General features: G+C 58.7%; 18 protein-coding genes and 1 tRNA gene. 3 read left to right on the top strand and 16 right to left on the bottom strand.

Annotated elements, in window-relative coordinates; genetic code table 11:
• Positions 1 to 3: 3 nt before the first annotated feature.
• From plsY to KR49_RS05235, 12 genes are all read right to left on the bottom strand, one after another.
• Positions 4 to 648 carry a glycerol-3-phosphate 1-O-acyltransferase PlsY gene (gene plsY, locus KR49_RS05280; protein ID WP_371257659.1) on the bottom strand — a complete coding sequence of 215 codons (645 nt, stop codon included), beginning with the start codon at positions 646 to 648 and terminating at the stop codon, positions 4 to 6.
• Positions 649 to 766: 118 nt separating this feature from the next.
• On the bottom strand, positions 767 to 1,036 hold the full coding sequence (locus KR49_RS05275) for a Txe/YoeB family addiction module toxin (protein WP_043692516.1): 270 nt from the start codon (positions 1,034 to 1,036) through the stop codon (positions 767 to 769).
• The gene (locus KR49_RS05270; protein WP_043692513.1) at positions 1,033 to 1,275 is read right to left on the bottom strand and encodes a type II toxin-antitoxin system Phd/YefM family antitoxin; all 243 of its coding nucleotides are present in this window, start codon (positions 1,273 to 1,275) and stop codon (positions 1,033 to 1,035) included. Before KR49_RS05270 ends, KR49_RS05275 begins: the two co-directional genes overlap by 4 nt.
• Before the next feature lie 70 nt (positions 1,276 to 1,345).
• Positions 1,346 to 2,329 (bottom strand): DUF3086 domain-containing protein, encoded by a 984-nt coding sequence (locus tag KR49_RS05265; RefSeq protein WP_043692509.1) that lies wholly within the window; start codon positions 2,327 to 2,329, stop codon positions 1,346 to 1,348.
• 108 nt (positions 2,330 to 2,437) lie between these two features.
• Positions 2,438 to 2,569 (bottom strand): hypothetical protein, encoded by a 132-nt coding sequence (locus tag KR49_RS14480; RefSeq protein WP_256381035.1) that lies wholly within the window; start codon positions 2,567 to 2,569, stop codon positions 2,438 to 2,440.
• 86 nt (positions 2,570 to 2,655) lie between these two features.
• On the bottom strand, positions 2,656 to 2,760 hold the full coding sequence (locus KR49_RS13795; RefSeq protein ID WP_156957109.1) for a HEPN domain-containing protein: 105 nt from the start codon (positions 2,758 to 2,760) through the stop codon (positions 2,656 to 2,658).
• Positions 2,757 to 3,119, bottom strand: coding sequence for a nucleotidyltransferase domain-containing protein (locus KR49_RS05260; RefSeq protein WP_043692506.1), 363 nt, complete (start codon positions 3,117 to 3,119; stop codon positions 2,757 to 2,759). The genes KR49_RS13795 and KR49_RS05260 overlap by 4 nt, the downstream gene beginning before the upstream one ends.
• 47 nt (positions 3,120 to 3,166) lie before the next feature.
• Positions 3,167 to 3,424: a hypothetical protein gene (locus tag KR49_RS05255; protein WP_043692503.1), complete on the bottom strand. Its 258-nt coding sequence runs from the start codon at positions 3,422 to 3,424 to the stop codon at positions 3,167 to 3,169.
• Positions 3,421 to 3,675: a type II toxin-antitoxin system Phd/YefM family antitoxin gene (locus tag KR49_RS05250; protein ID WP_043692500.1), complete on the bottom strand. Its 255-nt coding sequence runs from the start codon at positions 3,673 to 3,675 to the stop codon at positions 3,421 to 3,423. Before KR49_RS05250 ends, KR49_RS05255 begins: the two co-directional genes overlap by 4 nt.
• Positions 3,676 to 3,701: 26 nt before the next feature.
• Positions 3,702 to 4,115: a DUF3119 family protein gene (locus KR49_RS05245; RefSeq protein ID WP_043692497.1), complete on the bottom strand. Its 414-nt coding sequence runs from the start codon at positions 4,113 to 4,115 to the stop codon at positions 3,702 to 3,704.
• Positions 4,112 to 4,861 carry an ABC transporter permease gene (locus KR49_RS05240; RefSeq protein ID WP_043692494.1) on the bottom strand — a complete coding sequence of 250 codons (750 nt, stop codon included), beginning with the start codon at positions 4,859 to 4,861 and terminating at the stop codon, positions 4,112 to 4,114. Before KR49_RS05240 ends, KR49_RS05245 begins: the two co-directional genes overlap by 4 nt.
• Entirely contained in the window at positions 4,858 to 6,210 is a 1,353-nt protein-coding gene (locus KR49_RS05235; protein ID WP_371257658.1) for an MFS transporter, read from the bottom strand. The genes KR49_RS05240 and KR49_RS05235 overlap by 4 nt, the downstream gene beginning before the upstream one ends.
• Before the next feature lie 107 nt (positions 6,211 to 6,317).
• On the opposite strand from KR49_RS05235, the gene KR49_RS05230 reads away from it, so the two are divergent.
• Positions 6,318 to 6,388 (top strand) — tRNA-Gly (locus tag KR49_RS05230).
• A gap of 36 nt (positions 6,389 to 6,424) precedes the next feature.
• Here the strand turns inward: KR49_RS05230 and KR49_RS05225 are convergent.
• From KR49_RS05225 to KR49_RS13790, 3 genes are all read right to left on the bottom strand, one after another.
• Entirely contained in the window at positions 6,425 to 7,252 is an 828-nt protein-coding gene (locus tag KR49_RS05225) for a sulfotransferase (RefSeq protein ID WP_084187965.1), read from the bottom strand.
• Between the two features lie 94 nt (positions 7,253 to 7,346).
• Entirely contained in the window at positions 7,347 to 7,670 is a 324-nt protein-coding gene (locus KR49_RS05220; protein WP_043692488.1) for a hypothetical protein, read from the bottom strand.
• Between the two features lie 83 nt (positions 7,671 to 7,753).
• The gene (locus tag KR49_RS13790) at positions 7,754 to 18,541 is read right to left on the bottom strand and encodes a YadA-like family protein (protein ID WP_071839668.1); all 10,788 of its coding nucleotides are present in this window, start codon (positions 18,539 to 18,541) and stop codon (positions 7,754 to 7,756) included.
• A gap of 245 nt (positions 18,542 to 18,786) precedes the next feature.
• On the opposite strand from KR49_RS13790, the gene KR49_RS05200 reads away from it, so the two are divergent.
• Complete coding sequence (locus KR49_RS05200) at positions 18,787 to 22,020, top strand: sulfotransferase family 2 domain-containing protein (RefSeq protein ID WP_043692477.1); 3,234 nt, start codon at positions 18,787 to 18,789, stop codon at positions 22,018 to 22,020.
• The gene (locus KR49_RS05195) at positions 22,017 to 22,934 is read left to right on the top strand and encodes a hypothetical protein (protein WP_043692472.1); all 918 of its coding nucleotides are present in this window, start codon (positions 22,017 to 22,019) and stop codon (positions 22,932 to 22,934) included. Before KR49_RS05200 ends, KR49_RS05195 begins: the two co-directional genes overlap by 4 nt.
• Before the next feature lie 220 nt (positions 22,935 to 23,154).
• Here the strand turns inward: KR49_RS05195 and KR49_RS05190 are convergent, their stop codons facing one another.
• Positions 23,155 to 23,766 (bottom strand): hypothetical protein, encoded by a 612-nt coding sequence (locus tag KR49_RS05190; RefSeq protein ID WP_043692469.1) that lies wholly within the window; start codon positions 23,764 to 23,766, stop codon positions 23,155 to 23,157.
• Positions 23,767 to 23,927 lie beyond the last annotated feature (161 nt).

The raw sequence follows: 23,927 nt of genomic DNA, 5'->3' as shown, positions 1-23,927 counted from the left end.
CCTTCAGGCTTTCTGCTGCTGCCCGATGCGTGGTTCATTGCCGGCGATCAGCCGTTGGATGTTGCTGCGGTGCCGCCACAGCACCATCAGGCTGGCCACCAACGACACCACCACGTAGGCGCTGCTCTGCTCCGCCGCCAACATCAGCAGCGGCAGCCCAAGGGCGGCCACCACGCTGGAGAGCGACACGATCCGGAAGATCGAGATCACGGCCATGAACAGGCCGAAGCAGGCCAGTCCCACCGGCCAGGCCAGCCCCAGAAACATCCCGAAGCCGGTGGCCACCGCCTTGCCGCCCTTCCAGCCCAGCCACACCGGCCAGATGTGACCGGCCAGGGCCGCCAGGCCCGCCAGCACCTGCAGCCAGTCGCTCAGCCCGAAGGTTTTGGCCAGCAGCACCGCCAGAGCACCCTTGGCCACATCCACCAGAAACACCACCAGCGCCGGGCCTTTGCCGACGTTGCGCAGCACGTTCGTGGCGCCGGTGCTGCCGGAGCCGCAGTCGCGCAGGTCAATGCCCTTCAGCCACTGGCCGGCGAGATAGCCGCTGGGGGTGGAGCCCAGCAGATAGCCGATGGCGAGCAGAAGCAGGGCGGTGAGGATCACAGGAACGAGACAGGCTGCGGGATCGCGCAGAAATGGAAGCACAGCGACCGGCGGGATGCCTCGATGCGGTTCATGCTGGATCCACTGCATTGGACGCGTTGAGCTGATGGGAGAGCAGGGAGTGGTTCCTCAGGCCAAGTGCTCACGTCATCAACGCTGCTTAGGCGTAGTGGCTCCACAGCCGCAGCACTTTCACCAGCTGTTGATCTGCTTCGACGCTGTAGACGAGACGATGTTGGATGTTGATTCGGCGGGAATAGGCCCCTCGCAGGTCACCCACCAGCGCTTCGAAGGGGGGTGGGCTGCGCCATGGGTCTTCAACCAGCAGGTCGATCAGCTCCTGGGCCCGCTGTTTCAGGGCCGGTGAAGCGGAGGCGAGTTTTCGGGCATCTTTTTGAGCTTGTCGGCTGAAAACCACCCGCCAACTCACCAGCCAGGCTCCTCACTCATCGCATCGGCTGGCGTGGCCATCCCTTCAAGAATGGAGTCGCGCATGCCCGGAATTGAGGTGAGATAAAGCGTTTCCTGGATCGCGCGCCAGTCCTGTTCCGAGAGGAGAACTGCGCTGCCCCGTTTGCCTTGAATCTCAATCGGTTCATGGGATTCGCGCACTTCGTCGATCAACGAGAACAGGCGTTTGCGCGCCTCCGTCACAGAGATCGATGCCATCACCCCAGACTCTTGTACGCAATAGCGTACCGGTAATCGCCTGAGGCGTCAGGGGTCTATCGCTTGCCCCCTACAGCAGATCGTCGTCGTCGAGGCGTTCACCCGGTCCGGCCGCGAAGGCCAACCAGAGGGGGAACTGAAGCACGGGGATGTCGACACTGCGTTCGGCCGCATCGATCAGGATCAGCGGCACTTCGCCCCGTTCTTCCAGCCGGTCAGCCCGTTCCACCAGGGCTTCGGGGCGCTCAAACAGCACGATGCCACTGCTGGGGCCGAAGTCCTCGCGGCCCAGGCCGAGGGCGTCCTGCAGCCCCCGCCGCCACTCACCCAGGCGTTCGGGGCCGCCGGCCAGCACCAGGCACTGGAACTGGTCGCCGTAGAGCTCGCCGATAATCGCGATCAGTGCCGCGCTGGCCAGGATGTTGCGGGGCCGTGTGCCGCGGCTGGGCTGAGCGCCGCGTCCGCCTTGGTTGAAGAACCAGTCCTCCAGCAGGGCGATGTCTTTGGCATCGATGCTGCGGCGCAGGTTCCAGGGATCGGCATACACATCCGGCTGCTTGAGGAATCGCTCGAGGGCGGCGCGGATCAGATCTTCATCGGGGCGGAAGGTGTCGGCCACAGCCGCGGCAGAGGCTGTGGGGGCTTCCACGCTCTGGTTCGGATCCGCCGGCTTCTGATCCAGCGGTGACGGTTGCACCACCATCGGCTGCACCACCAGTTCGAGGCTTTCCACGCTCTGCACCAGGTCCTGCAGGGCGCCCCCCAGGTATTCCTGAAAACCTTTGACGCGGCGCGCGATCGCGTCCGACTGGCCGGCAAAGGAGGTCTTCAGGTCGGCTTCCAGCTGCTGTTTGCGGTTGGTGAGCTCCTGGATGTCGCGCTCGAGGGCGTCGCGGCGCTCCTGCAGATCCTTCAGCGCCAGTGCCATCAGGGGATTGGCGTCTGTTTCGGCGGTCGTGTCGGTGGACGTCTCAGTGGTCGTTGCTGCCGGTTCGGGCTCTTGCGGTGTCAGATCGGTGTCGTCAGGCATTGCGTCAGCGGCCGTGCGCTCCATCACTCCATTCCAGCTGACAGAGCAACCGCCGCAACATGGCGAACGGATGTGCGCCCGTTTGGCACGATTTCGTGTCGATATTTATGTGATATTTTCACGATATCGTGTCTATTGCGTGATGGTGGTCTGAGCAAATGCCATCACCTGCGCGGCGGCGGTTCGGGCCAACGCGCTGTCTTCGGCGTCGAAACGATCGGCGGGTGCTTCGCTATCGCTCGGATATCGCGTTTCAGTGTTCATGCGACTCAAAGCCTTGAGCCGCATAGTGCGGATGGGGGTCACGTCGACCCCTCCTGCTTCCAGGCTGTCGACCAGTCGTTCTGCCCTTAGTGATAACAAGCCTGGCTGTGAAAGCCTTGCTGGGCGGTGAGTTCGGCCACAGCCCAGTCGCTGTTGGCTTGTCGCATCCAGGCTTCAACGCGCGGTGTCATGGCTGACTCAGGCGCAGGGCATCTCTGCCGATGGCGCGCCAGTAAGGGTCATCCCCCGTCCGGCGTTCCTGCCATTCCTGATCGCTGAGAGCCAGCACGTCGTCGGCCATTCCAGCCTCGAGGACAGCCTCGGCCAGGCGATTGGCCTCCCCTCGGCTGGGGGCAATGGCCAGCAGGTCAACATCGGAGAATGCATCCCAGTCACCACGGGCCCAGGAGCCGAACAGCCAGAGATGGGCGTTGGGGTGATCCATCAGCAGCGCGCTGGCCTGCTGCCGCAGCAGGACGATCCGTTGATCACGCTTGCGTCGCCGGATGGCGGCGACCGTGGATGTTGTTGGCGGGCACGAACCTTCCATGGCGAAACGCTATGGGTTGGTTCAAGCCCTTGCAAGCCGGCTGGCCATCAGCCAAACACCCGCACACAGGATCCGTAGGCCGCCAAGGCTTGGTCGCAGGTGAACAGCAGCAAGGGTTCAACCCTGCTTTGGCAGACCAACAGCCGGCCCAGGTTCACGTTGATCGCCAGTTTCCAGAACGAGGCCTGACTGATCCACACCGTGTGGCGATCGGTTTGCAGCTCGTAGACGAGGACATCCGGCAGGCGCTGATCATCCTTGAGCCACCACAACAGCAGATGGGTGTCGAGCAGAACCCGACTCATCGATCGCGGCTGCTGTCGGGCTCAATGGCGGCGTCAAACAACAGATTCAGTGGGGCGTCAAAGTCCTCGCCGATGCGGATCTGATCTCGCATGGCCCCCGGTGGCTTCAATCCTTTGCGCTTTTTGTCGATCGGCACCAATTGGGCGGAGGGTTTGCCGGCGCGAGCAATCACAACGGTTTCTCCTGCCTCCGCTTGGAGGAGAAGGCGCGACAACTGGGTTTTCGCCTCAAGCACATTCACCGTGGTCATGGCGCCCCGCTAATCCTTAGTCAGGCTTAGCTAGGTGAGCTGGCGTCCTCTGCCTTCGGCACTTCAAGGTCGCCCACCCGCTGCTCCAGTTGGTCCCGCAGTTCGCCGGGGCTGAACAGGATCGGCAGGAAGTGGATGCTTTTGGTCTCGCGGAAATACAGCAGTCCTGGAAGCCAGGGAGCGAACAGCCGCCAGGCCAGCCACTGGTCGTAGGGGAAGCGACGCAGTTCGCGGCCGTTCTGCCACACGATCAGGGCCCGCTCCTCGAACTCCAGTCGCAGGCTGGCGGTTTGCAGCAGCAGGAACAGTCCGAACAGGGCCACCACCAGCGTGGGCCAGGGGTGCAGCGGCAGCGGCAACAGCGCGGCGCCGAGGGCCACCACCAGCAGCGGCAGCCGCACATCCGGTTTGAGGGTGACGCTTGATGGGGTTGAGCTCATGCGCCGAACAGCACCTGGGTGAGAACCACATCCATCATCGACACGGTGACCAGAATCATCACCACGGCTCCTGTGGTGCTGGTGCCCACCTCCTTGGGGCCTCCGCGGGTGGTGAGCCCCCAGCCGCAGGCCACCGTGGCGATGATCAATCCGAAGACCAGCGCCTTCACCAGCATGAACGGCAGGTCCTCTGGATTCATCCAGGTGCGCACCGAGGTCCAGAACACCTGAGGCGGGATTCGGTACAGCAGGGTGCTGGTGATCTGGCCGCTCCAGACCGCCATGAAAAAGAAGAAGAAGCACTGCACCGGTGCCATCACCACCATGGCGATGATGCGCGGCACCACCAGATACTCCACCGGATCGGTGCGCAGCATCGTGATCGCATCGATCTGCTCAGTCACCTTCATCGTGCCCAGCTGGGCCGCATAGGCGGTGGCCACCTTGCCCGCCAGCAGACAGGCAGTGAGCAGCGGGGCGATCTCACGGGCCAGACCGATCGCCAGGATGCCGCCCACGGTGGAGCCGGCCCCCATGCGGGTGAGTTCCGCGGCCACCTGGATGTTGAACACCGAGCCGGCCGCCACGGAGATGATCAGCACGATCAGAACGCTGCCGGGCCCTGCCTCCATCAGCTGATCAAACAGCTCCACCCGGTTGATGCGGCCACGCAGGGTGGCGGCGATCGCCTGTCCGCCGATCAGCAGGCTGGTGCCCAGTCGTTTCAGCCAGCGAGGCGAGGTCATCCGGCGGTGCTCTGCAGGTGGGCGCCACGGTCGGGCCAGCCTCGCATCACCAGCAGGCCGCAGATCACCAGTACAGCGGGCAGCAGTCCCATGCTGAAGCGGATGGCCAGCAGCGCTGTGGCTGGTTGCTGGATGAAGGCCAGCGCGCCGTTGCAGCTGCCGGCCGACCCGGAGATGTAGCCGGTGAGCGTTAACAGGCTGCCGAACACCGACATGGTGAGGCCGATGATCAGCTTCTGGCCGAACACCATCCAGGCGGTGTACATCCCTGCCGGTTTGCCGGGGTCGGCATCAATGGCATCCGGCAGCAGCGACCAGGGAATCAGATAGGCGGTGGCGGCACCGACTCCCACCAGCACGATCAGGGCCACCAGGGGCAGCAGGTCGAGCAGCCCCGGTTCAGCGGGCAGCGTGGGAATCAGCATCGAGAGCAGGCAGGCGGCGATCCACAGCCCGGCCCCCAGGCGCAGGGTGTGAATCCGTCCCTGACGGTTGCTCAGCACGCTCCAGAGCTGCAACCCCAGCAGGGCCGCCACCTGGAAGGGCAGCAGCAGCCAGGGGGCCAGGCCGGCCGGCACCTGCACCACCTGCACCATCCAGATCAGAGCCACCACCTGCATCAACTGCAGGGCGAACCAGAGCAGCAGGTAGAGGCCGAGCACCCGCAGAAAGCGTGGGTTGGCCATCACCCGTTTCAGTTGCTGGCGCGGTGGATCGCTGCTGGGCACGGGGCGCTGCGCTGTCTTGGCGAAGGGCGCCAGACCCCAGCAGCAGGCGAGGGTGGCCACTGAGGCGATCGTGCCGGTGATGCGCCCCATCACCAGATAGCCATCGGACCCCTGGCCGAGCACCACCGAGGCGACGATCAGGCCGCTGAGGCCCGAGAGGATCGAGCCGGTGAAGCGGGCGGCGTTCAGGCGGGTCCGCAGGGACGTGACCGGCGTCAGCTCCGTGGAGAGGGCCGAGTAGGGCAGGTTCACGCTGGTGTAGGCGCTCATCAGCAGGATCGCCATCACCACGTAGTAGCCGGTGCGCTGCCAGAGGCCCCCGGGGGGGACCCACCACATCGCCGCCAGGCTGATGCCGAGGGGCAGTGCTGCGCTCAGCATCCAGGGCAGCCTCGGGCCCCAGCGGCTGTTGGTGTGGTCGCTCAACCAGCCGATCAGCGGATCATTAAGGGCATCCCACACCTTGATCACGGTGAGCAGCGAGCCCGCGATGAAGGCGGGCAGGCCGGCGGCGCAGGTGAAGAACGGGAAGAGGTAGAAGCCGAGTTGGGTGGCGGCCAGTCCGGTGCCGGCATCGCCGAGGCCGTAGGCGACCATCAACCTGCGGCGTGAGCCTTCCATCGGTGCAGCAGACGGTGTCAAGCGAAGGCAGCGGTCCGGCGGACCGTCATAATGAATGTGTGCTGAAGCACTGGCCACTCCTTCCTGGGTGGTTCGGATGTACCAGTGCGGGTGTTGTGTAATGGTAAGACCTCAGCCTTCCAAGCTGATGACACGGGTTCGATTCCCGTCACCCGCTTTTCCACCCTTCAGGGTTACCGAAGCGCTGTTCTCTTCAGCTGTAACTGCGACCGAATCGTTCGTACAACCAGCTGTAGCGCCTGCGAATTTTGTCGCATAGAGACTTTCCGAGGATGTCCAGGGCTTGGCTGGGTTCCAGGGAGACTTTGCTGTTGATCTTGTGGTCGCCAAAGATTCCATAGACCCGGTCATCTTCTTGGGTGATTTGCTCAACGTTGTTGAAGTCGTGATGTGGGTAGCTCTCAATGCCGAGGTAGGCGTAAAACCTGTCGAGCTCTTGCTGGGGATGAACGCAGAGGTCTTCGTAGCGAATGAAGAGCATTTGTTGGTCGATCCCCTGGCGCAGAATGTCTTGCAGGTGTTCGAGTGCAAGGCCCACCGGATCTGAATTGGACCAGTAGTCCAGTCGTTTTTCCAGGCTCGTGTTCAACATCTTTTCCGGTTTGACCAGTCCGGGATTGCGTAGTTTCGCCTTGCGGAGATTGCGCTCCATGGAGCAGAAAATATCCACTGGATCACGAACCATGCAAATGATTTTTGGGTCGGGATAGAAGGCGTCCAAAAATGGATAATGAATTCCCCAGCCGCGGCTCTTATCAAGAAGCCAGGGCTTGTCTGTCAGCCCTGCGGCATATCCCTCGAGGCCACCGCGGCAGAAGCCTGCGAAGGCCTTGTCCATCAGCTGTGGTTCCTGGGCTTGAAATTCGATTCCCTGGCTGAAGTAGTGGCGTGCACCTTTGAGAAGATCCAGCAACCCAGAGGTGGGTGTGACGTCAAAGACAGGGTTCTGGCCCACGATGTTGCTGAGCAACGTCGACCCCGAGCGCGGCAACGACGATTGAAAGGCGATTCGGGGCGGCATCAACGGGCGAGTGCTGCAGGAAGGCTTAGCAGGTTTGCCGCGTTGATTTGGGCATGCGTTGCCAATTGCTGTGGTTGATGATCCGAGGCTGTCCTCAGTACTTGGCGTTACAGGCCCGGGCTTCTGGACTCATCATCAGATTGACGATGGCTGGGCCTTGTTCCCCCAGGTTGCCGGCAAACTGGCTGATCGCGCGCAGTTCAGCCCCGGAATAGCGAGCCTGATAACTGTTGGCCATACAGGTGCAATAGCCCTTCTGGTTGTTGACATCCGGGGTTTTTCCCTGTCGGCAGCCTTGTTCAAACCCATCGCGGAATTCCTTCACCAGTTGAGCGTTGCTGGGTTGTTGTTGTGCGCTGGTGCTTGCAGGAAGCACGACGCTGGCCAGGACGGCCAGCAGGGCGGTGCGAAGGGCCATGACGTTTGAATCAGTGGTTGAAGAGTGGCATGAATTGAGCAAAGTCAGCCGGGTTTGATGCGGCTGTTGTTGATCGCTGATGTTCAGAGTTTCACCATGGATTGAATGCGTTTCATCATTTTCTCAAACCGCGATTCCTGGTCGGCCAGTTTCTTCTCAAGCGCTTCGATCTGAGCATTCTGGCGTTGATCCTCCTCTTCGGATCTCTTCTTCTCCTCCTCCAGTTCCGCAATCCGTTGCTTGAGCAGGGCGACGATGTCGTCACTGGCCTGAGAGGCAGCCCCATTTGTTGGGGGAGCTTGCATCAGTTGCTCGAGGCGTGTTTTGAGATCTTGAATCTGCTGATCGCGGTTTTTGACGCCTTCATTGAGCTTGGCGATTTCCTGCTTCACCTCGGTGCGATACCAGAGCGGTTGCACCGGGGGTGCTGAACCATCTGTGGGTGCGAGATCAAGCGAGGTTTCGGTTGGCTCTGCCTCAACAGCTGCAGGCTTTGTGCTGGCGGGTTTCGAGCCGCCGATGGGGAAGGAGATGCCGACTCGTCCAGCCAGGGAGCTGGTGGAGCCGTAGCTGTAGTCAATCGATGGTGCGTAGGCGATGGCGCCGTTGAGATGGATGCTGTCTTTGATGCGAGCCGCGCAGCCACCGGCGATGGCGTACTGGGAGCCGTAGCCACCACCAGCGAACCCGCAGCGCATCGGTTCCTCAGGCAGCAGTGAGAGTTCGGGAACGCCGGAGAGAGCAGCCCCCATGGCGCCGGCGGCCTGGGCTGCATCGCCAAGCGCGCTGGCGGCACCCTCGAGCTTGTTGATCTTCTTTTTGTTCCTGCGGATGTTGCTGGTGTTGTCGGCAATGTTGGTGATGTTCTGGTCGATCTGCTGGGTGTTCTGATCAATCTGGCTGTTGTTCAGATTCACCTGATTGATGGTGTTGATGACGTCGGTTTCGTTGAAGCGTGAGGTGCCGGCGTTGCCCTCACCATCCACGGTGAGCATGCGCTTTTCACCCAGGAGGTTCTGATCGCGTGCGCCGGCAAAGTTGCCGTTGCTGGCCATGCCTGAGAAGCGCATGGAGCTTTCGGTGTCAAAACGCTGCTTGGCGGTGGTGTTGCTGTTGAGCAGGATGGGCTTGCTGCCGCCGTTGATGGAGACGGCGGTGCTGTCGGCGGTGACGACATTGGTGCGCTTGAGGCTGCCATCGGCATTGGTCATGACCATGCCCATGGATTCGTTGATGGCGTCAGCGTTGATTTGGTTGGTGGCCTGGAGGCTGGGGGTGGTGACCGATGTGGAGGCGGTGCCGAGAACGAGTTGATCGTTGCGGGTGGTGGTGGCGCCGGCACCGACGGCGGTGGAGCGTGTGCCCGTGGCGCGTGCCCCGGCACCGAGAGCGGTGACATCGGTGCCATCCGCGAAGGCCTGGGTGCCGATGGCGAGGCTGTTGGTGTTGAAGCCGAGGGCCTGTGCCCCGGCACCGATGGCGATGACGTTGCGACCATTGGCGATGGCGTTGCTGCCCATGGCAACGGCATTGACGCCATTGGCGGTGGAATAGGCGCCCATGGCGGTGGCGTTGGTGCCGGTGGCTTTGGATTCACCGCCGTAGGAGGTGGTGGCGGTGCCATCGGAGAGGGCGTTGGTACCGAAGGCGATGGGATCGGTGTTGAAACCGAGGGCCCGTGCACCGGCACCGAAGGCGATGGCGCGGCGTCCATTGGCGACGGCACCAGCACCGATGGCGACGGAGTTGTCGCCGTTGGCGGAGGCAAAACCACCCATGGCCATGGTGTTTTCCGCCGAAGCATTCGCCCCGAAGCCATAGGCCAGGGCACCACGGCCGGTCGCCGACGAATTCATACCGGAGGAGATGGAGCCTTCTCCGGACGCATCGGCTCCGGTGCCGAGAGCAGTGGAGCCGGCACCGGTGGCTTCTGTTCTGGCACCCAGTGCCGTTGCCGCAACGATTTCATCGGCTCCGGCACCGCTATCGGCAACGCTGTTGGCACCCATGGCGGTGGTGCCAGATCCCTGGGATCTGGCATTTTCGCCGTAACAGGTGGACTCCTGCCCGCTGCCGACGCAGAAGGTGGTGTCATTGGGCAAGCTGCCGAGGTTCAGGGCACCGAGAACACCGGTCTGGTTCGTCACGACCAACGAATAATCCTGGCCGCTGACAGATCTGAGGCCCGGGGTTTGATAACTGGTGTCTTCGGTGCCAAGGGTGATGCGGTCATCAGCTGTAGTTGCTGCGCCAGGTCCGATGGCAACAGCATCGATGTGAGTGGCTTGGCTGCCATCGCCCAGCGCTACCGCCGAGGTACCAGACGCTTTTGTTCTGGCACCCAACGCCACGGCGTCAGTTCCAGACGCATTAGCCAAGGTGCCGATGGCAACGGTTCTGGTCTGGGAAGCCTGTGCTCCAGCACCTAAAGCCGTTGATGAGTTGGCTGTCGACTTGGCCATAGCACCAACGGCGACAGATCCAGAGCCATTTGCTTCTGTCTCTTTTCCCAACGCTGTTGAGGTGCTGCCATTTGCTATGGCTCTGTAGCCCAGTGCCGTGGCGCGGTATCCACTTGAATTGGCATTCGAGCCCAGAGCGGTTGAACTCTCACCAACCGAGGTGGCCCTGGATCCCAGAGCTATGGATTCGATACCACTGGCATCCGCCCCAGCGCCGATTGACGTGGTCAAGTTGGCAGTGGCCTTCGCCGCCTTTCCCAACGCGATCGAGCCTGTGCTGTTGGCGCGGGCATCACTGCCTAGCGCAGTAGCGAATTCACCAGATGCGTTTGTCGCGACGCCTATCGCGGTGGAGCCGCGGGAGCCGGCATTGGAGCCATAGCCAACAGCAGTGGCACCGGCGATGGCATTTTCGACATTGGTCGTGATGGCTGATGATTGTGCGCCGATGGCAGTGGTGAACTTGCCCGTGGCCTTGGCGCCTTTTCCGTAGCATTCCGCGCCCTCTCCATCTCCTTCGCATGTGAGTGCATCGAAAGCACGATCAGAGATGTTGATTCCGACGGCGTAATCGGTGGTGAAGTTGTTGGCCTGATCAAAACCACCTGTTGTGGTGATGGTGACCTTTTGATCAGCTGGAGAGACAGTTGTTTTGAGAGCACTGAGTGAACCATTGGGGTTCACGATGATGTTGTTGCCGCCTGTGTTGACTTCAAGTTGGCCGTTGTTGATGGTGATGCCATTGCCTGTGACAACTTCAACGCCGTAAGCAGTGGTTTGAGTTTTTGAATCGTATTTGGAGGTCACTTTGACACCACCACCGGTGCTGTTCGTGGTTGCACCTGTGATGGGACCTGCGGTGGTGGTGGCGTTGTAACCACTGACGCTGTAAGTGGTGATGCGTCCGTCATTGCTGGTGCTGGCTGAAACGGCAGTGTTGTCGCCAGCCGTGACGACGGCTTCATTGGCCTGAAGGGCACCGTTGGTATCAATGCTGATGCCATGACCTTGACTGACATTGACTTCAACTTTTCCGTCGTTGATGGTCAGTCCATCACCTGTTGCTACGGCAACGCCGTAGCGGGCTGTGGAGGTGGCGTTGTTCCAGGCCCCGGTGACGGTGGTGCCTCCGGATGTTGTTGCTGTTAACTGAGTTTCACCATCCTCTGCTGTGGCCGTTCCAGCAGCCACAGTTGTGTTGGCAGCACTGAGTGAACCATTGGGGTTCACGATGATGTTGTTGCCGCCTGTGTTGACTTCAAGTTGGCCGTTGTTGATGGTGATGCCATTGCCTGTGACAACTTCAACGCCGTAAGCAGTGGTTTGAGTTTTTGAATCGTATTTGGAGGTCACTTTGACACCACCACCGGTGCTGTTCGTGGTTGCACCTGTGATGGGACCTGCGGTGGTGGTGGCGTTGTAACCACTGACGTTGTAAGTGGTGGTGCGTCCGTCGTCGCTTTTGCTGGCTGAAACGGCAACGTTGTCGCCAGCCGTGACGACGGCTTCATTGGCCTGAATTGCACCGTTGGCATCAATGCTGATGCCATTGCCTTGACTGACATTGACTTCAACTTTTCCGTCGTTGATGGTCAGTCCGTTGCCTGTTGCAACCGCAACGCCATAGCGGGCTGTGGAGGTGGCGTTGTTCCAGGCCCCGGTGACGGTGGTGCCTCCGGATGTTGTTGCTGTTAACTGAGTTTCACCATCCTCTGCTGTGGCCGTTCCAGCAGCCACAGTTGTGTTGGCAGCACTGAGGGCACCGGAGTTGTTGATGAAGATGTTGTTGCCGGTGTTGATTTCTACGCCCCCACCACCAATGGTGATGCCATTGCCGGTGTTCACCGAGAGGTTGAGATCACCTGTGGATTGATCAACTTCAACCTGCAGTCCATTGCCGATGCCGGAGCGGATGAGGGTGCCATCGCCATTGGCCATGACCGCCCCGAAGCTGGAAGGATCCTGTCCACTGACCGAGGTTGTATTGGCGAGGTTGGCAACGGTGACTTGGGCAGAAGCAGCGCCCAGAGCGATCTGGCCGGAACGGGTGGTGGCTGTGTTGGGGCCTATGGCTACCGATGAAGCCTCGTTAGCTGTGGCTTTGAAACCAATGGCTGCGGAGTAGTGCCCCTGTGCCGTTGATGAGGATCCAAGTGCAACGGATTGTTCGCCAGAAGAGGCCGAGAGATCGCCGATGGCGATGGCCCTGTCTCCGGTGGACTGACTGAGTGCACCGACTGCAATGGATTTGTTGCCAGACGAGGAGGTGTTGACACCGAGTGCAACCGAGTCATGGCCTGTTGCTTTGGCCAAGGCACCGACAGCTGTTGACCCAACACGTGAATCTGTAGCGTCAGGTGCTCTGCCAGCAATTGTGTTAGCTCCAATTGCGGTGGTTCGATCACCTGCGGCCGTCGCATTTTGTCCGTAACAGGTTGCATTGGGTCCATCCTGTTCACACACAAATTTGTCTGGTACTTGTATATTAACTTCGGGAATTTGAATGGCTTCACCGACAGACACAACACCTTGGCCATCCACAACCAGATACTGAGTACCACTTTCTGGCTTGTTAGCGAGGCCGGGTAAGATCAGATCTGCTGTTCCATTCCCTTTTGTTCCGATGGTGATGGCATTTTTCGCTCCACCGGTTCCATATTCGGCTGTTGTGTTGGTTCCGATCGCGATGGCATCATTCAACTCAGATCTTGCACCTGTACCAATGGCAAAAGAATTTTGCCCTGTAGCGATTGCATCATGACCAACGGCGAATGATGAACGACCAGTGGCACTTGTATTGGATCCAATTGATGTTGATTGTTCGCCAATGGCTTGTGTTTTATATCCGAGAGCGATCGCATCAGTGCCATTGGCACGCGTTTCGGTTCCGATCGCGATACTTCCCAAACCATCGGACTGAGACTTGAAGCCAATGGCAATCGCGTCTTTTCCTGAAGCGTTAGAGCTTGTTCCAAGCGCGGTTGATTGGTTCCCACTGCTGATCGATGAATGCCCCAGTGCCACGGATGACTGCGCCGTTGCTTCAGCCCCTTTGCCCAGTGCAGTGGAGTCGTTTGCACTAGCAATGCTCCGATCACCGAGGGCCGTTGATGAACGACCACTTGCATTAGATTCTGCACCCATTGAGATGGAATAAATGCCTGAGGCTTTAGCGGTTTTACCGATGGCGATCGCGTCGATTCCGCTTGCTTTGGTTTGATAACCGAGGGCGATCGAATCAGTGCCATTGGCAAGCGTTTCGGTTCCGAGCGCGATACTTCCCAAGCCATCGGACTGAGACTTGAAGCCAATGGCAATCGCGTCTTTTCCTGTAGCGTTAGAGCGTGTTCCAAGCGCGGTTGATTGGTTCCCACTGCTGATCGATGAATGCCCCAGGGCCACGGACGACTGCGCCGTTGCTTCAGCCCCTTTGCCGAGTGCAGTCGAGTCGTTTGCGCTAGCAATGCTCCGGTCACCCAGGGCCGTTGAAGATCGGCCACTTGCGTTGGATTCTGCACCCATTGAGATGGAATAGATGCCTGAGGCTTTTGCGGCTTTACCGATGGCGATCGCGTCGATTCCGCTGGCATCAGCTGCTATGCCTAACGCTGTTGCATTGGTTCCGCTCGCTGTTGCTGAATTGCCCAACGTTGTTGCACCAGCGGCAGTGGATGTCGCGCCTGACCCGATCGCTGTTGTTGCATCTCCCGTGGCCTGAGCACCAGTGCCGTAGCACTCGGCACCATCACCTTCACCGGCGCAGTTCAATGCATCGATGTTGACTTCAACTTTTCCTTCGTTGTTGATGGTGAGGCCATTTCCGGTGGCAACTTCAATGCCGTAGGCGGTGGTTTGAGTTGTTGCGTCGTACTGGGAGGTAACGCTGACGCCATTGCCGGTGGTAGAAGAACCAGCGTCGGCGATGGCTCCAGCTTGAGTTGTGGCGTTGTAACCACTCACGGTGTAAGTGGTGACACTGCCATCTGGTGATGGGCTGACTTCGGTGTTTAAGCCACCAGTGACGATCGAGGTGTTAGCGGCGATGGTGTCTCCATCAATGGTGATGCCGTCACCGATGTTGATGCGAGAAAGAGTGCCATCTGCGTTGGCGGTGACAATGGCGATTCGTTCTTGTGAGCTATCAGCATCAGCAAGGTTGGCAACGGTGACTTCCGTCTCCGCCTTGCCCAGCATCAGTTGATCGGCGCGTGTTGTGGCTGATCCAGCACCAATCGCGGTTGAATTGGCGAAAGCAGCAACGGCCTGACGACCAATCGCCGTGGAGTTGGATCCACCTGCATCAGCTGCTATGCCTAACGCTGTTGCATTGGCTCCGCTCGCTGTTGCTGCATCACCCAGTGACGTGGAACCAAGGCCACTTGCAATGGCATCAGAACCCAGGGCAACGGCATTCTCCTTTGTGGCTTGAGCGCCTTTGCCGACTGCGGTGGAGTCAATGCCAAGGGCTTGGGCTTGGAAACCAATTGCTGTGGCGTCGCCCTTAGTTGCTTGACCCAAGGTTCCAAACACACTGGCGTTGGGGCCAGAGGTGAAAGCAGATGTGCCAAAGGCCAGATCGTTCTTGCTTGTGGCCGTGGATGCCGCGCCAAACGACATGGAGTTCTCGCCGGCGGAATTAGCACCAGCTCCATAGGCGCTGGCATTGACTCCAGTCGCTTGGGCGGCTGTGCCCATGGCTGTTGTATTTGTGTCGCTGGAGATTGAGCCAGCACCAAAGGCCATGGAACGTTCACCCGTGGCGGCGGCTTCTGTTCCGTAGGCACTGGCCGATTCCTGGCTGGCGACGGCTTCGGTGCCAACCGTGGTGGTGTTGGCTGCGGACGAATTCGAGAGAATGCCGATGGCGATGGCATCGGCTTTGGAAGCCGATGCATTGGTTCCAATCGCTAGAACGCTGGTGCCTGTCGCCCTGGAGAACTGACCAATGGCAACGGCGCAGATTTGATTCGAGAGGCTGCCAGCACCAACAGCGATGGTGCGATCTCCGTCAGCTTGTGCAAAATGACCAACTGCTGTTGCTCCCTGGCCGGTGGCTCTTGAGGCTTTGCCAAGACTGGTGGAATCGTTTCCACTCGCTTTCGCGCGCTGGCCAAAGGCTGAGCTGTTCACTCCAGTGCTCGATGAGTTGTGACCAATCGCTGTTGAATCAACGTCTGATGCTTTGCTTGTTAATCCAATTGCGATGGAATTATTGGCTGTCGCGTTTGCACTATCACCGATAGCAATTGAATTTTCAGCTGTGGCATTAGCTGTAAAGCCAATGGCCATGGAACAGACGCCTGTGGCATTCGCGTAAACACCAACGGCAATCGAACGTTCGCCAAAAGCATTGGAGCAGGCCCCTAAGGCGGCTGTTCCAAATTTGTCTGCCACCGCTCCGCGTCCAATCGCAATGGACTGGCCGCGTGTTGCTTGAGCGTTATGACCCAATGCTGTGCTGTTCGGTCCAGTGCTGGAGGAGTTGAGGCCTATTGCGATTGAATTGTTGGCGGTAGCACTGGCATTCCAGCCCACAGCCATGGCACATTCTGCAGTTGCTGTGCTGCCGGATCCGATGGCAATGGTTCTGACATCATCAGCGTTCGCCAGATGGCCAATGGCAATTGATCCTGATCTGTTCGCACGAGAAGAATTTCCAATACTGGTTGAGGATGCTCCAGATGCATTGGCATTCGATCCAATCGCAGTAGCAGCAAATTCAGCCGTGTTGGAAGAGGCAGCTGCACTGGCATAAGCACCAATCGCTGTTGTGTTTTTGCCTGTGGCATTGGCTCCAGGGCCATAGCAAACGGCGTTGTCGCCGTTGCCTTCACAGCTCAATGAATTGAAGGCACTGCCACCAACTTCATAACGGCTGAGGGTGCCATCTGCGTTGGCGGTGACGATGGCGTTTCGTTCTTGTGAGCTATCAGCATCAGCAAGATTGGCAACGGTGACTTCCGTCGCCGCCTTGCCCAGCATCAGTTGATCAGCGCGTGTTGTTTTAGCGCTTACACCAATCGCGGTTGAATTTGCGTATTGAGAATTGGATTCATATCCAAGGGCAATGCTATTTTTTCCTCCGCTTTTGGCTTGGTGTCCAAGTGCGGTGGAATTTTGGCCGCCCGAGCTGGCAGCAAAACCAACTGCCTGAGAGTAACCACCTGTGGCCTTGGCCTTGTAACCAATTGCCAGAGCGGCACGTCCACTGGCTGTGGCGTATGGAGCAATCGCTGTGGTGTCAACGTTTGTGGCGTTAGCTTGAAAACCAATAGCTGTGGCCCACGTTTGCGTGGCGTTGGCCTTTAGGCCAATGGCAGAGGAATTGTGGGCGGAGGCAGTGGCTAAATCACCCAATGCAATGGAATTGATTCCTGTTGCACGAGCACCAGAACCGATTGCTATTGCGTTGATTTTGTTGGCGACGGCTGTGTGGCCAATCGCGACGGCATCTTCTTCGGTGGCTTGAGCTTCTGTACCAAAGGCGGACGAATTGGCTCCTAACGCTGTGGAGTTAACGCCCACGGCAATAGCCGCAGTCTCGTTGGCATTGGCACCAGCACCAAAAGCCATGGAAGCAATTCCACTAGCGTTGGCTTGTGAACCCAATGCCGTGGAGTAAGTGCCGCTGGCGTTGGCCTGACGCCCTATCGCCGTGGAGTTAGCTCCGCCGGCGTTGGCGCTGTAGCCAAGAGCTGTTGCTCCAAAATCAGTACTATTTAAACTTATTGCTGCTGTTGCGTTAGCGCCAATCGCTGTTGTGTATTTGCCTGTGGCATTGGCCCCTGGCCCGTAGCAAACGGCGTTGGTTCCGTTGCCAACACAAGTCAGTGAATCGAGGGTGCTGCCGCCAACTTCAAAACTGCTCAGCGTGCCATCACTATTGGCAACAACGATGGCTTGGCCGCTGGCTCCTCGGCTGGTATTAGCAAGATTGGCGACGGTGACTTGCGTTGCTTCCTTGCCGAGCATGAGTTGATCGTCTCGGGTTGTCGCCGCGCCGGTCCCCAACGCCGTGGAAGAAGCATTGCTGGCTGTTGCGCCACGTCCCAAAGCGGTAGAGGAGTCGCCGCTGGCGTTGGCTTCATAACCCAATGCCTGGGAGTAATTGCCGCTGGCGGTGGCGTAAGTACCCGATGCCATGGAAGCAACTCCACTGGCGTTGGCTTGAGAACCCAATGCCGTGGAGTAAGTGCCGCTGGCGTTGGCCTGACGCCCAATCGCTGCGGAGTTAGATCCGCCGGCGTTGGCGTTGTAGCCAAGAGCTGTTGCTCCAAAATCAGTACTATTTGAACTTGTTGCTGCTGTTGCGTTAGCGCCAATGGCTGTTGTGTATTTGCCTGTGGCATTAGCACCTTCTCCATAACATTCAGCTTTGTCACCGTTTGACTCGCAGGTGGAGCCGCTCACGATTTGATCCAGCCCTCCACCAGTGACGTTTAATCTGAAAAGGGATCCGTCACCGTTGGCGATGACCAAACCAATCTTGGTTACGTCAGCATCATCAGCTCCAACTTCCCAATCACCCTCTTCTTCGTTCCATTCAATTTGACGTCCATCACTGACACTTTCGTAATGCTCCAGTGAGCCAATGGTGACTTCTCCGTTATTCCAACTTCCGTCTGGTTTGCCAATGGAGATCTGACCTATCCGAGTTGTACTGGCCTGAGTGCCAATGGCGAATGAATTTACTGCAGTAGCTTCGGCTTGAACGCCGATGGCATAGGAATTCGTGCCAGTCGCTTCAGCTTGTTCGCCGATGGCAACGGCTCTATCTCCACCCGAAGCACTTGCTTTGCATCCAATTGCAATGGTGGCGGAACCACTGGCATCGGCTTGGAAGCCAATGGCAAGACCGTTTGTTGCGGACGAAGTCGAATCAAGACCAATTGCAATGCCTTGGTCACTAGCGGTGGCCTTTTGTCCAATGGCAATGGCCTTTGCATCTGTTGCCGAGGCTTGACAACCAATGGCAATGGCGGATTCCTCTTGGGCAATTGCAGAGGCACCAATGGCAATTGATTGTTTGCCTAGTGATTTCGCTGAGTAACCGATTGCTAATGCGCAGCCGCCGTCTGCGCTTGCGCTTGATGATTTGCCTATGGCAATAGCGTAGGTGCCCGAAGCGGTTGCGCCCGCTCCAATCGCAAAGGCTCCAGCGCCGGTGGAAGTGGCTGCTTTTCCAGAGTCATCACCAGCCATGGGTGGGTTGGCTTTCGCCAGTTGAGGCTCGAAGGCTTCGCCAACGAGCACACCGATCGCGCCCATCTGGCCAATCACCGCCCAACTGGCGAAAAGGGTCTGAGCCGAACGGCTCCAGCGACGGCTACGGCTGCTGCGACGTGTCTTGGTGCCACGGCGGTGGCCGCCCAGCTTCAGAACAATGCTCAGCAGCAGCGAAGGGCCCACAACGACCGAAACGGGACTATTTCATGACTTTGTTGAGATCGACTTGATCTGGCATGGCTTTGTGAATGTGTCTCGCTGAGATGCGGACGTATCGGCCCACTGTCATTTTTCTGCTGTGAAAACAAGGCTGCTGCAGGCTTTTCGGGTGTCAGCAGCTGCTGATGGTCTCGCCATGAGATTGCAATGTTGGCGCTGTGTCTTGTCGAAACGCTCTTAATCTCGACTGAACTGTTTTCCCTCAGCGGATGACGGCTTTCGGTGCACTGGAGCGCAGCCTCGTCCTCGTGATTGCTGAGGTGCGCTGGTGCGTCGCGCCAGTTCCCAAGGTCGCTTCCACCTTGCTCAAGCGTCTGGCCGTGATCGCCTCGGGGCGAGAGCCAGGGGAAAGGGCGTCTGTGGGTGAAACCCGCCCAGCTCTGGCCATCCACCGTTCCGATGTGCACCAGCTGCCGGCCTTGGCGCAGTTGTCGCAACAGCAGCAGGAGCAGCTGCTGGCCGATCCCCATGGGCTGCGGCTGGCGGTGACACGCCACCCCGCAGAGCGCCTGCTGTCGTTCTGGCACGACAAGTTGCATCTGGCCGATCCGTCCTATGCACCGCTGAATGCCTCAGTGCAGTCGGTGCGTGGACGTGATCGCCTTGAACCCTGCCGCTTCCAGGATTTTCTGGCCTATCTGGAGGAGCATTGGCAGCTGCTGCAGAGCGATGGGCACCTGCGTCCGCAGCGGCAATGGCTTGGTGAGGCTGAGTTGTTCAACCAGCGGTTGGATCGTGATCAGTTGATCAAGGATCTGCCGCCTTTGCTGGAGCCGTTGCTGCCCGCCGAACGTCTCCAACGGATCCAGCAGGAGTTGCAACGCTACGACGATCAGTTCCGCCAACGGCTCGCCAAACGCTGGCAAGACGCCTACAGCAAAGACGCTCTGGCTCGATTGGAGCGCTTGTATGGAGTCGACCTGGAGGCCTATGGCTATGGGCTGCCGCGCCGACGGGGCGACAAGGTCCGCCCCCTTGCCGCCTTGGACACGGATGCTCTGGTGGATCCGCTGCAGCAACTGCGTGATCGTCACCTCCAGATCGCCGGGTTGCAGCAGCAATTGCTCGAAGCCCAACAGCAACTCAGCGTGGCCCAACAGGCCTTGCAACGGCCACCGCTTCCTTCCATTGATCCACCGCAAGGCCAGTGGCCTCCCCACAACAGCCCTGAGGCTGGTCTTGCCCATCTGTATGAGGCCATCAGCCAGAACCGCTCCCAGGAGGTGCTGGATCAGGTGGCCAGCCTCCACGGTCATCCCCATGCCGGTGAGGTTGCGTACTTGGCAGGCCTGGCCCATGCCCAGCTGGGACAGCATGAGTTGGCGCTGCGGGCCTACGAGCGGGCCCAGGCCGCTGGCTTTCTCACGCCCTACGTGCTGTTCAACGGCGGGAATGCCTGCAGGGCTGTGGGCAACAACGTGGAAGCGATTCGTCTCTATCGAGAAGCCCTTGAGCCATTCCCCAGCTTCCATGAAGCCCACATCAACCTGTCGCAGGCCTACCTGAATGCAGGGGATCGCGATGCGGCGGAACGGCAGCTGCGCCTGCTGCTGCGGGATCAGCCCACTGCCTATCAGGCCGCTTTTGCACTCGGCAACCTGCTGCGGGAGCTCAAACGCGATGCCGAATCCGTGGAGGCGTTCCGGCTCTGCCTTGAGCATGCACCGAATTACGCCGATGCCTGGAACAACCTCGGCCTTGCCTACGGAGCCCTCAAACAATCGGCAGCGGCGATGGCCAGCTACCGCCAGGCGCTGGCCATCGATGCCAATTTCAAACCCTCACGCCAGAACCTGGCCCAGGGGCTGATTCAGGAGAAGCGCCACGCCGATGCGCTTGAGCAGTTCGAACAGTTCAGTGGCCTGGCCTCGCTCACGCCGATGGAAACGGTGATCGGTCTGCAGGGTCGCATCGCTTGCCTGATGGAGCTGGACCGATATCAGGACGGGTTGTCAGTGGCTGATGCCGTCAGTGACGACAAACGTCTTCAGTTGATGGCTCGGCTGCATGTGCTGCCGGTGCTCTATCGCGACGACCAGCAGGTTGCTGAGGTTCGCCGGCGCTGGAGCGATGACGCTCACCAGCTCTATTCCCTTCTCGAAGGCATCAACCAAGACGATGCTGCTTGGCCCGAGCTGTATGCCCATGCCTGGTCGCTCACCAACTTCTATCTGGCCTATCAGATGGACAACGACCGGCCGCTGCAGGAGCTGTATGCCGGCATCCTCGATCGCATCCTGCGCCCAAAACTGGCTCAGTTCATGCAGCCTCGGCCTCAACGCGATCCGGCTGATCCCCGCCCCCTGCGCGTGGGGGTGATCTCACCGCACCTGATCAATCACAACGGCTCGATTTGGGCGCTGGGTTGGCTGGAAGCCATTGCCGGGAATTCCGGCTACGAGATCTTCAGTTACAACATCGGCGAAAGCGAGGATTCCGGCAGTGAGCGCTTTGCCGCCTTAGGCACCTATCGCCATCTACCGCTGAAGCCCGACAATCCTGAGCCGATGCTGCAGCAGATTCTCGACGATCAGCTCGATCTGCTCCTGTTCACCGACATCGGCATGCATGCCGCCAGCAAGGTGACCTCGGTGCTGCAGCTGGCGCCGGTGCAGGGCCAGGGCTGGGGGCATCCGATCAGCAGCGGTTCCCGCACGATTCACTACTACTTTTCCGGTGAGGGGATGGAGCCTCCTGGCAACGAGGCCCACTACAGCGAAACGCTCTACAGGCTGCCGAAAACAGGCCTCAACTACGAGACACCGGCGGCGATTCACGATGGACAGCTGCTCTACGACAAATTCGATTTACCCCGCGACCGGCCGATCCTCAACTCGCTGCAGAGCACGTTCAAATATCTGCCCCGCAACGACTGGACCTATGCCGAAATCGCTAAACGACACCCCGAGGCCTTCATCGTGCTCGTGGGACACATGGGCAGCAACAGCATCTGTGATCGCCTCTATGAGCGCATGCGTCCCCACTTCGAGCACCGCAACCTGGTGATCGAGGAGCATCTGCGCATCCTGCCGCGGCTCGACTACGGCGACTTCATGGGCCTGTTCGCCATCAGCCACCACACCATCGACACGATCGACTGGAATGGCGGCAACAGCTCCATGCAGTCGTTGTCCCTCGACTGTCCCGTCGTCACCCTGCCCACCGAATTCATGCGCGGTCGCCACACCGTGTCGATGCTGGAGGTGCTGGAGTTGCCGGAGCTGATTGCCAAAGACGTCGACGACTATGTCGCCATCTCGGTGCGCTTGCTGCAGGAAGCGGCTTTCTATGCCGAGATGAAGCAGGCGATTGGCGAGCGCAAGCAGCGCCTGTTCCACGACAAATCAGTGGCCGTCGCCTTCCAGACCGCGGTTGAAACGGTGTGCCGGCAACGACCAGCAGTGGGCCAGCTGCCCCTGGAGAGCCTGGACCTGGCGGCATGAACGCGGCATTCCCATCGCTGTTGCGTGAACGCCCAGAAGCGGAACGCCAACTTTGGGCCCGCTGGGTGTTGGGTAGCCACAGCGATCAGTTCTTGCCGGAAATGGTGGCGGCGGTCGAGCAGCTTGATCGTGAAGATCCGATTGCCTACGGCAAACCGGTGATCAATCCCGGCCCTCGGGCAGACGACTTGCTTGTTATCACTTCAGCAAGAGGGCGGCATGGCTTCGTGGTGGATTGCCCCCTGCCCTGCCGGGTGGTGCTGCTTGATTTCACCGGGGAAGGATTCGAACCTGGTGGCAATCCCCACGGTTTTGAAGAGCTCAGCACCCCATGCGAAGGCATGGGGGAGGCGATGAATGTGGTTTGGCGTGAACTCGAGATGCCTCCCGAGGATCACTACATCAGCGTGATTTGTGATGACGTGATGCTGACGGCCAGTGATGTGGTCAAGCTGTTGGCCCTGGCGAGGCTTCATCAACTCTCGGCGATTCAACCCGCTGTTGCCCTCAATCATGAGCTCAGCCGCGAGTACGGATTTCTGCGTCAACGGCCCTGCGTCTCGATGCATCGGGTGCCATTTGTGGAAATGATGGCTCCATTCATGCGTCGCGATCTATGGGATCTGGTGCTTCCGTTCAATCGAGGCAAAGGCAGTGGATATGGTCTCGATCGGTTTGCGCTCACAACTTGCGGAGCGCATCTGAATGCATGGCGATTCGCAGCTGCTGACTGTGCACCCATGACCCACATTCGCCGCGGACGCACGATTCAGAAGCGTTATCGCAACGGTCTGCTGAGTAAGGAGGAGGAATATCTCGTGCGTTTGCGGGTGATGCTCGCCATGGGTTTTGATGTCGATCGTGAGATCTACGAACGCCTGGAGGCGGCGGTATCCTCTAGAACTGCCGTCTGATACCAGTAAACCTGATCCATCAAAAGCTCTGGCAATCATAGATTGAGGCGCTCTCAAAACACCTTTTTCTTGAGGCTCAAATTTCTCAGCATAGCAACAGAAAATGGTGACAACGAACCAAAGAAGAAATAGCCAATTACCGTGGGACAGAGCAAAACCCCACGAAGAAACTCAAAAGAATGATTCGCGCTGTAACATGCCGGGCTAAAAGCGAAGGAGATCAGATTTGAGCGAATAAATATGGAGTAAAAATGTCCAGGAAGCTTTTAATTTGAGAGATGTCTGCAGGAGGGTGAAGATCAAAGAAAGCAGTCCTATCAATAAACTCTGAAGGCTTTAAAATATTCTCTACAACATGGTAGCACTGCCTTTCTCGATAATCATCAAAAACTATGGTGCAAGGCCTGGACGCATTTAAATAAGCAGCAAGAAATGACGCGACTCTAAATCGGCCGTCAAGAAAAACTACATCAGGGCTCACCCCATGCTTCTGCATCATCCGCCAAGGCAGAATGGGTGCTTGCGCAAATTGAATTCCTCTCTTCTCGTCGTAAGACTGCTTGTCTAGGCACGGGTACCCCCACTCCCTGGTCTGGCCGACGTCTTGAAATACAGGAAAAAATCGATGGCTTAGCTTGCGAAAAGCAATTTCCGTGGATAGTTCAGACAACCACCTGGCATCTGTCTCGCAAGAATAAATTATATTTTTTTCATTTGCCTCTAGCGCTAAAAACGTGCTACCACCAGATCCATATTCAAGGACAACGACACCTTTCGAGTAAATAGCCTTTAGAGAGTCTGCAACCTCTCTCGGTAAGGTCAGTTGGAACACAAGTCGCTCAACAAGTGCTTCCTAGCCTACTGAAGAAATTAGTCCAGGAACACCTGCTAGGCCTCTCTTGAGGCTTCTCGAGCCGTATGAACTATTTGACGATTGCCATAGGAAAGCTTCCTTTAAGTCGCCGTCTTTATGGTGTTAATGATTGTCGAATC

It is taken from the genome of Synechococcus sp. KORDI-49 (assembly GCF_000737575.1).
Classification (GTDB): Bacteria; Cyanobacteriota; Cyanobacteriia; order PCC-6307; family Cyanobiaceae; genus Parasynechococcus.
This window is presented reverse-complemented; position numbering and strand designations above follow the sequence as displayed.

What these genes read in the sequence shown, in the direction of transcription:
- KR49_RS05270 (WP_043692513.1), bottom strand. Translation starts at nt 1,275, where the DNA reads ATGGCATCGATCTCTGTGACGGAGGCGCGCAAACGCCTGTTCTCGTTG.
- KR49_RS05265 (WP_043692509.1), bottom strand. Translation starts at nt 2,329, where the DNA reads ATGGAGCGCACGGCCGCTGACGCAATGCCTGACGACACCGATCTGACA.
- KR49_RS14480 (WP_256381035.1), bottom strand. Translation starts at nt 2,569, where the DNA reads ATGAACACTGAAACGCGATATCCGAGCGATAGCGAAGCACCCGCCGAT.
- KR49_RS13795 (WP_156957109.1), bottom strand. Translation starts at nt 2,760, where the DNA reads ATGACACCGCGCGTTGAAGCCTGGATGCGACAAGCCAACAGCGACTGG.
- KR49_RS05260 (WP_043692506.1), bottom strand. Translation starts at nt 3,119, where the DNA reads ATGGAAGGTTCGTGCCCGCCAACAACATCCACGGTCGCCGCCATCCGG.
- KR49_RS05255 (WP_043692503.1), bottom strand. Translation starts at nt 3,424, where the DNA reads ATGAGTCGGGTTCTGCTCGACACCCATCTGCTGTTGTGGTGGCTCAAG.
- KR49_RS05250 (WP_043692500.1), bottom strand. Translation starts at nt 3,675, where the DNA reads ATGACCACGGTGAATGTGCTTGAGGCGAAAACCCAGTTGTCGCGCCTT.
- KR49_RS05245 (WP_043692497.1), bottom strand. Translation starts at nt 4,115, where the DNA reads ATGAGCTCAACCCCATCAAGCGTCACCCTCAAACCGGATGTGCGGCTG.
- KR49_RS05240 (WP_043692494.1), bottom strand. Translation starts at nt 4,861, where the DNA reads ATGACCTCGCCTCGCTGGCTGAAACGACTGGGCACCAGCCTGCTGATC.
- KR49_RS05235 (WP_371257658.1), bottom strand. Translation starts at nt 6,210, where the DNA reads ATGGAAGGCTCACGCCGCAGGTTGATGGTCGCCTACGGCCTCGGCGAT.
- KR49_RS05225 (WP_084187965.1), bottom strand. Translation starts at nt 7,252, where the DNA reads ATGCCGCCCCGAATCGCCTTTCAATCGTCGTTGCCGCGCTCGGGGTCG.
- KR49_RS05220 (WP_043692488.1), bottom strand. Translation starts at nt 7,670, where the DNA reads ATGGCCCTTCGCACCGCCCTGCTGGCCGTCCTGGCCAGCGTCGTGCTT.
- KR49_RS05200 (WP_043692477.1), top strand. Translation starts at nt 18,787, where the DNA reads ATGACGGCTTTCGGTGCACTGGAGCGCAGCCTCGTCCTCGTGATTGCT.
- KR49_RS05195 (WP_043692472.1), top strand. Translation starts at nt 22,017, where the DNA reads ATGAACGCGGCATTCCCATCGCTGTTGCGTGAACGCCCAGAAGCGGAA.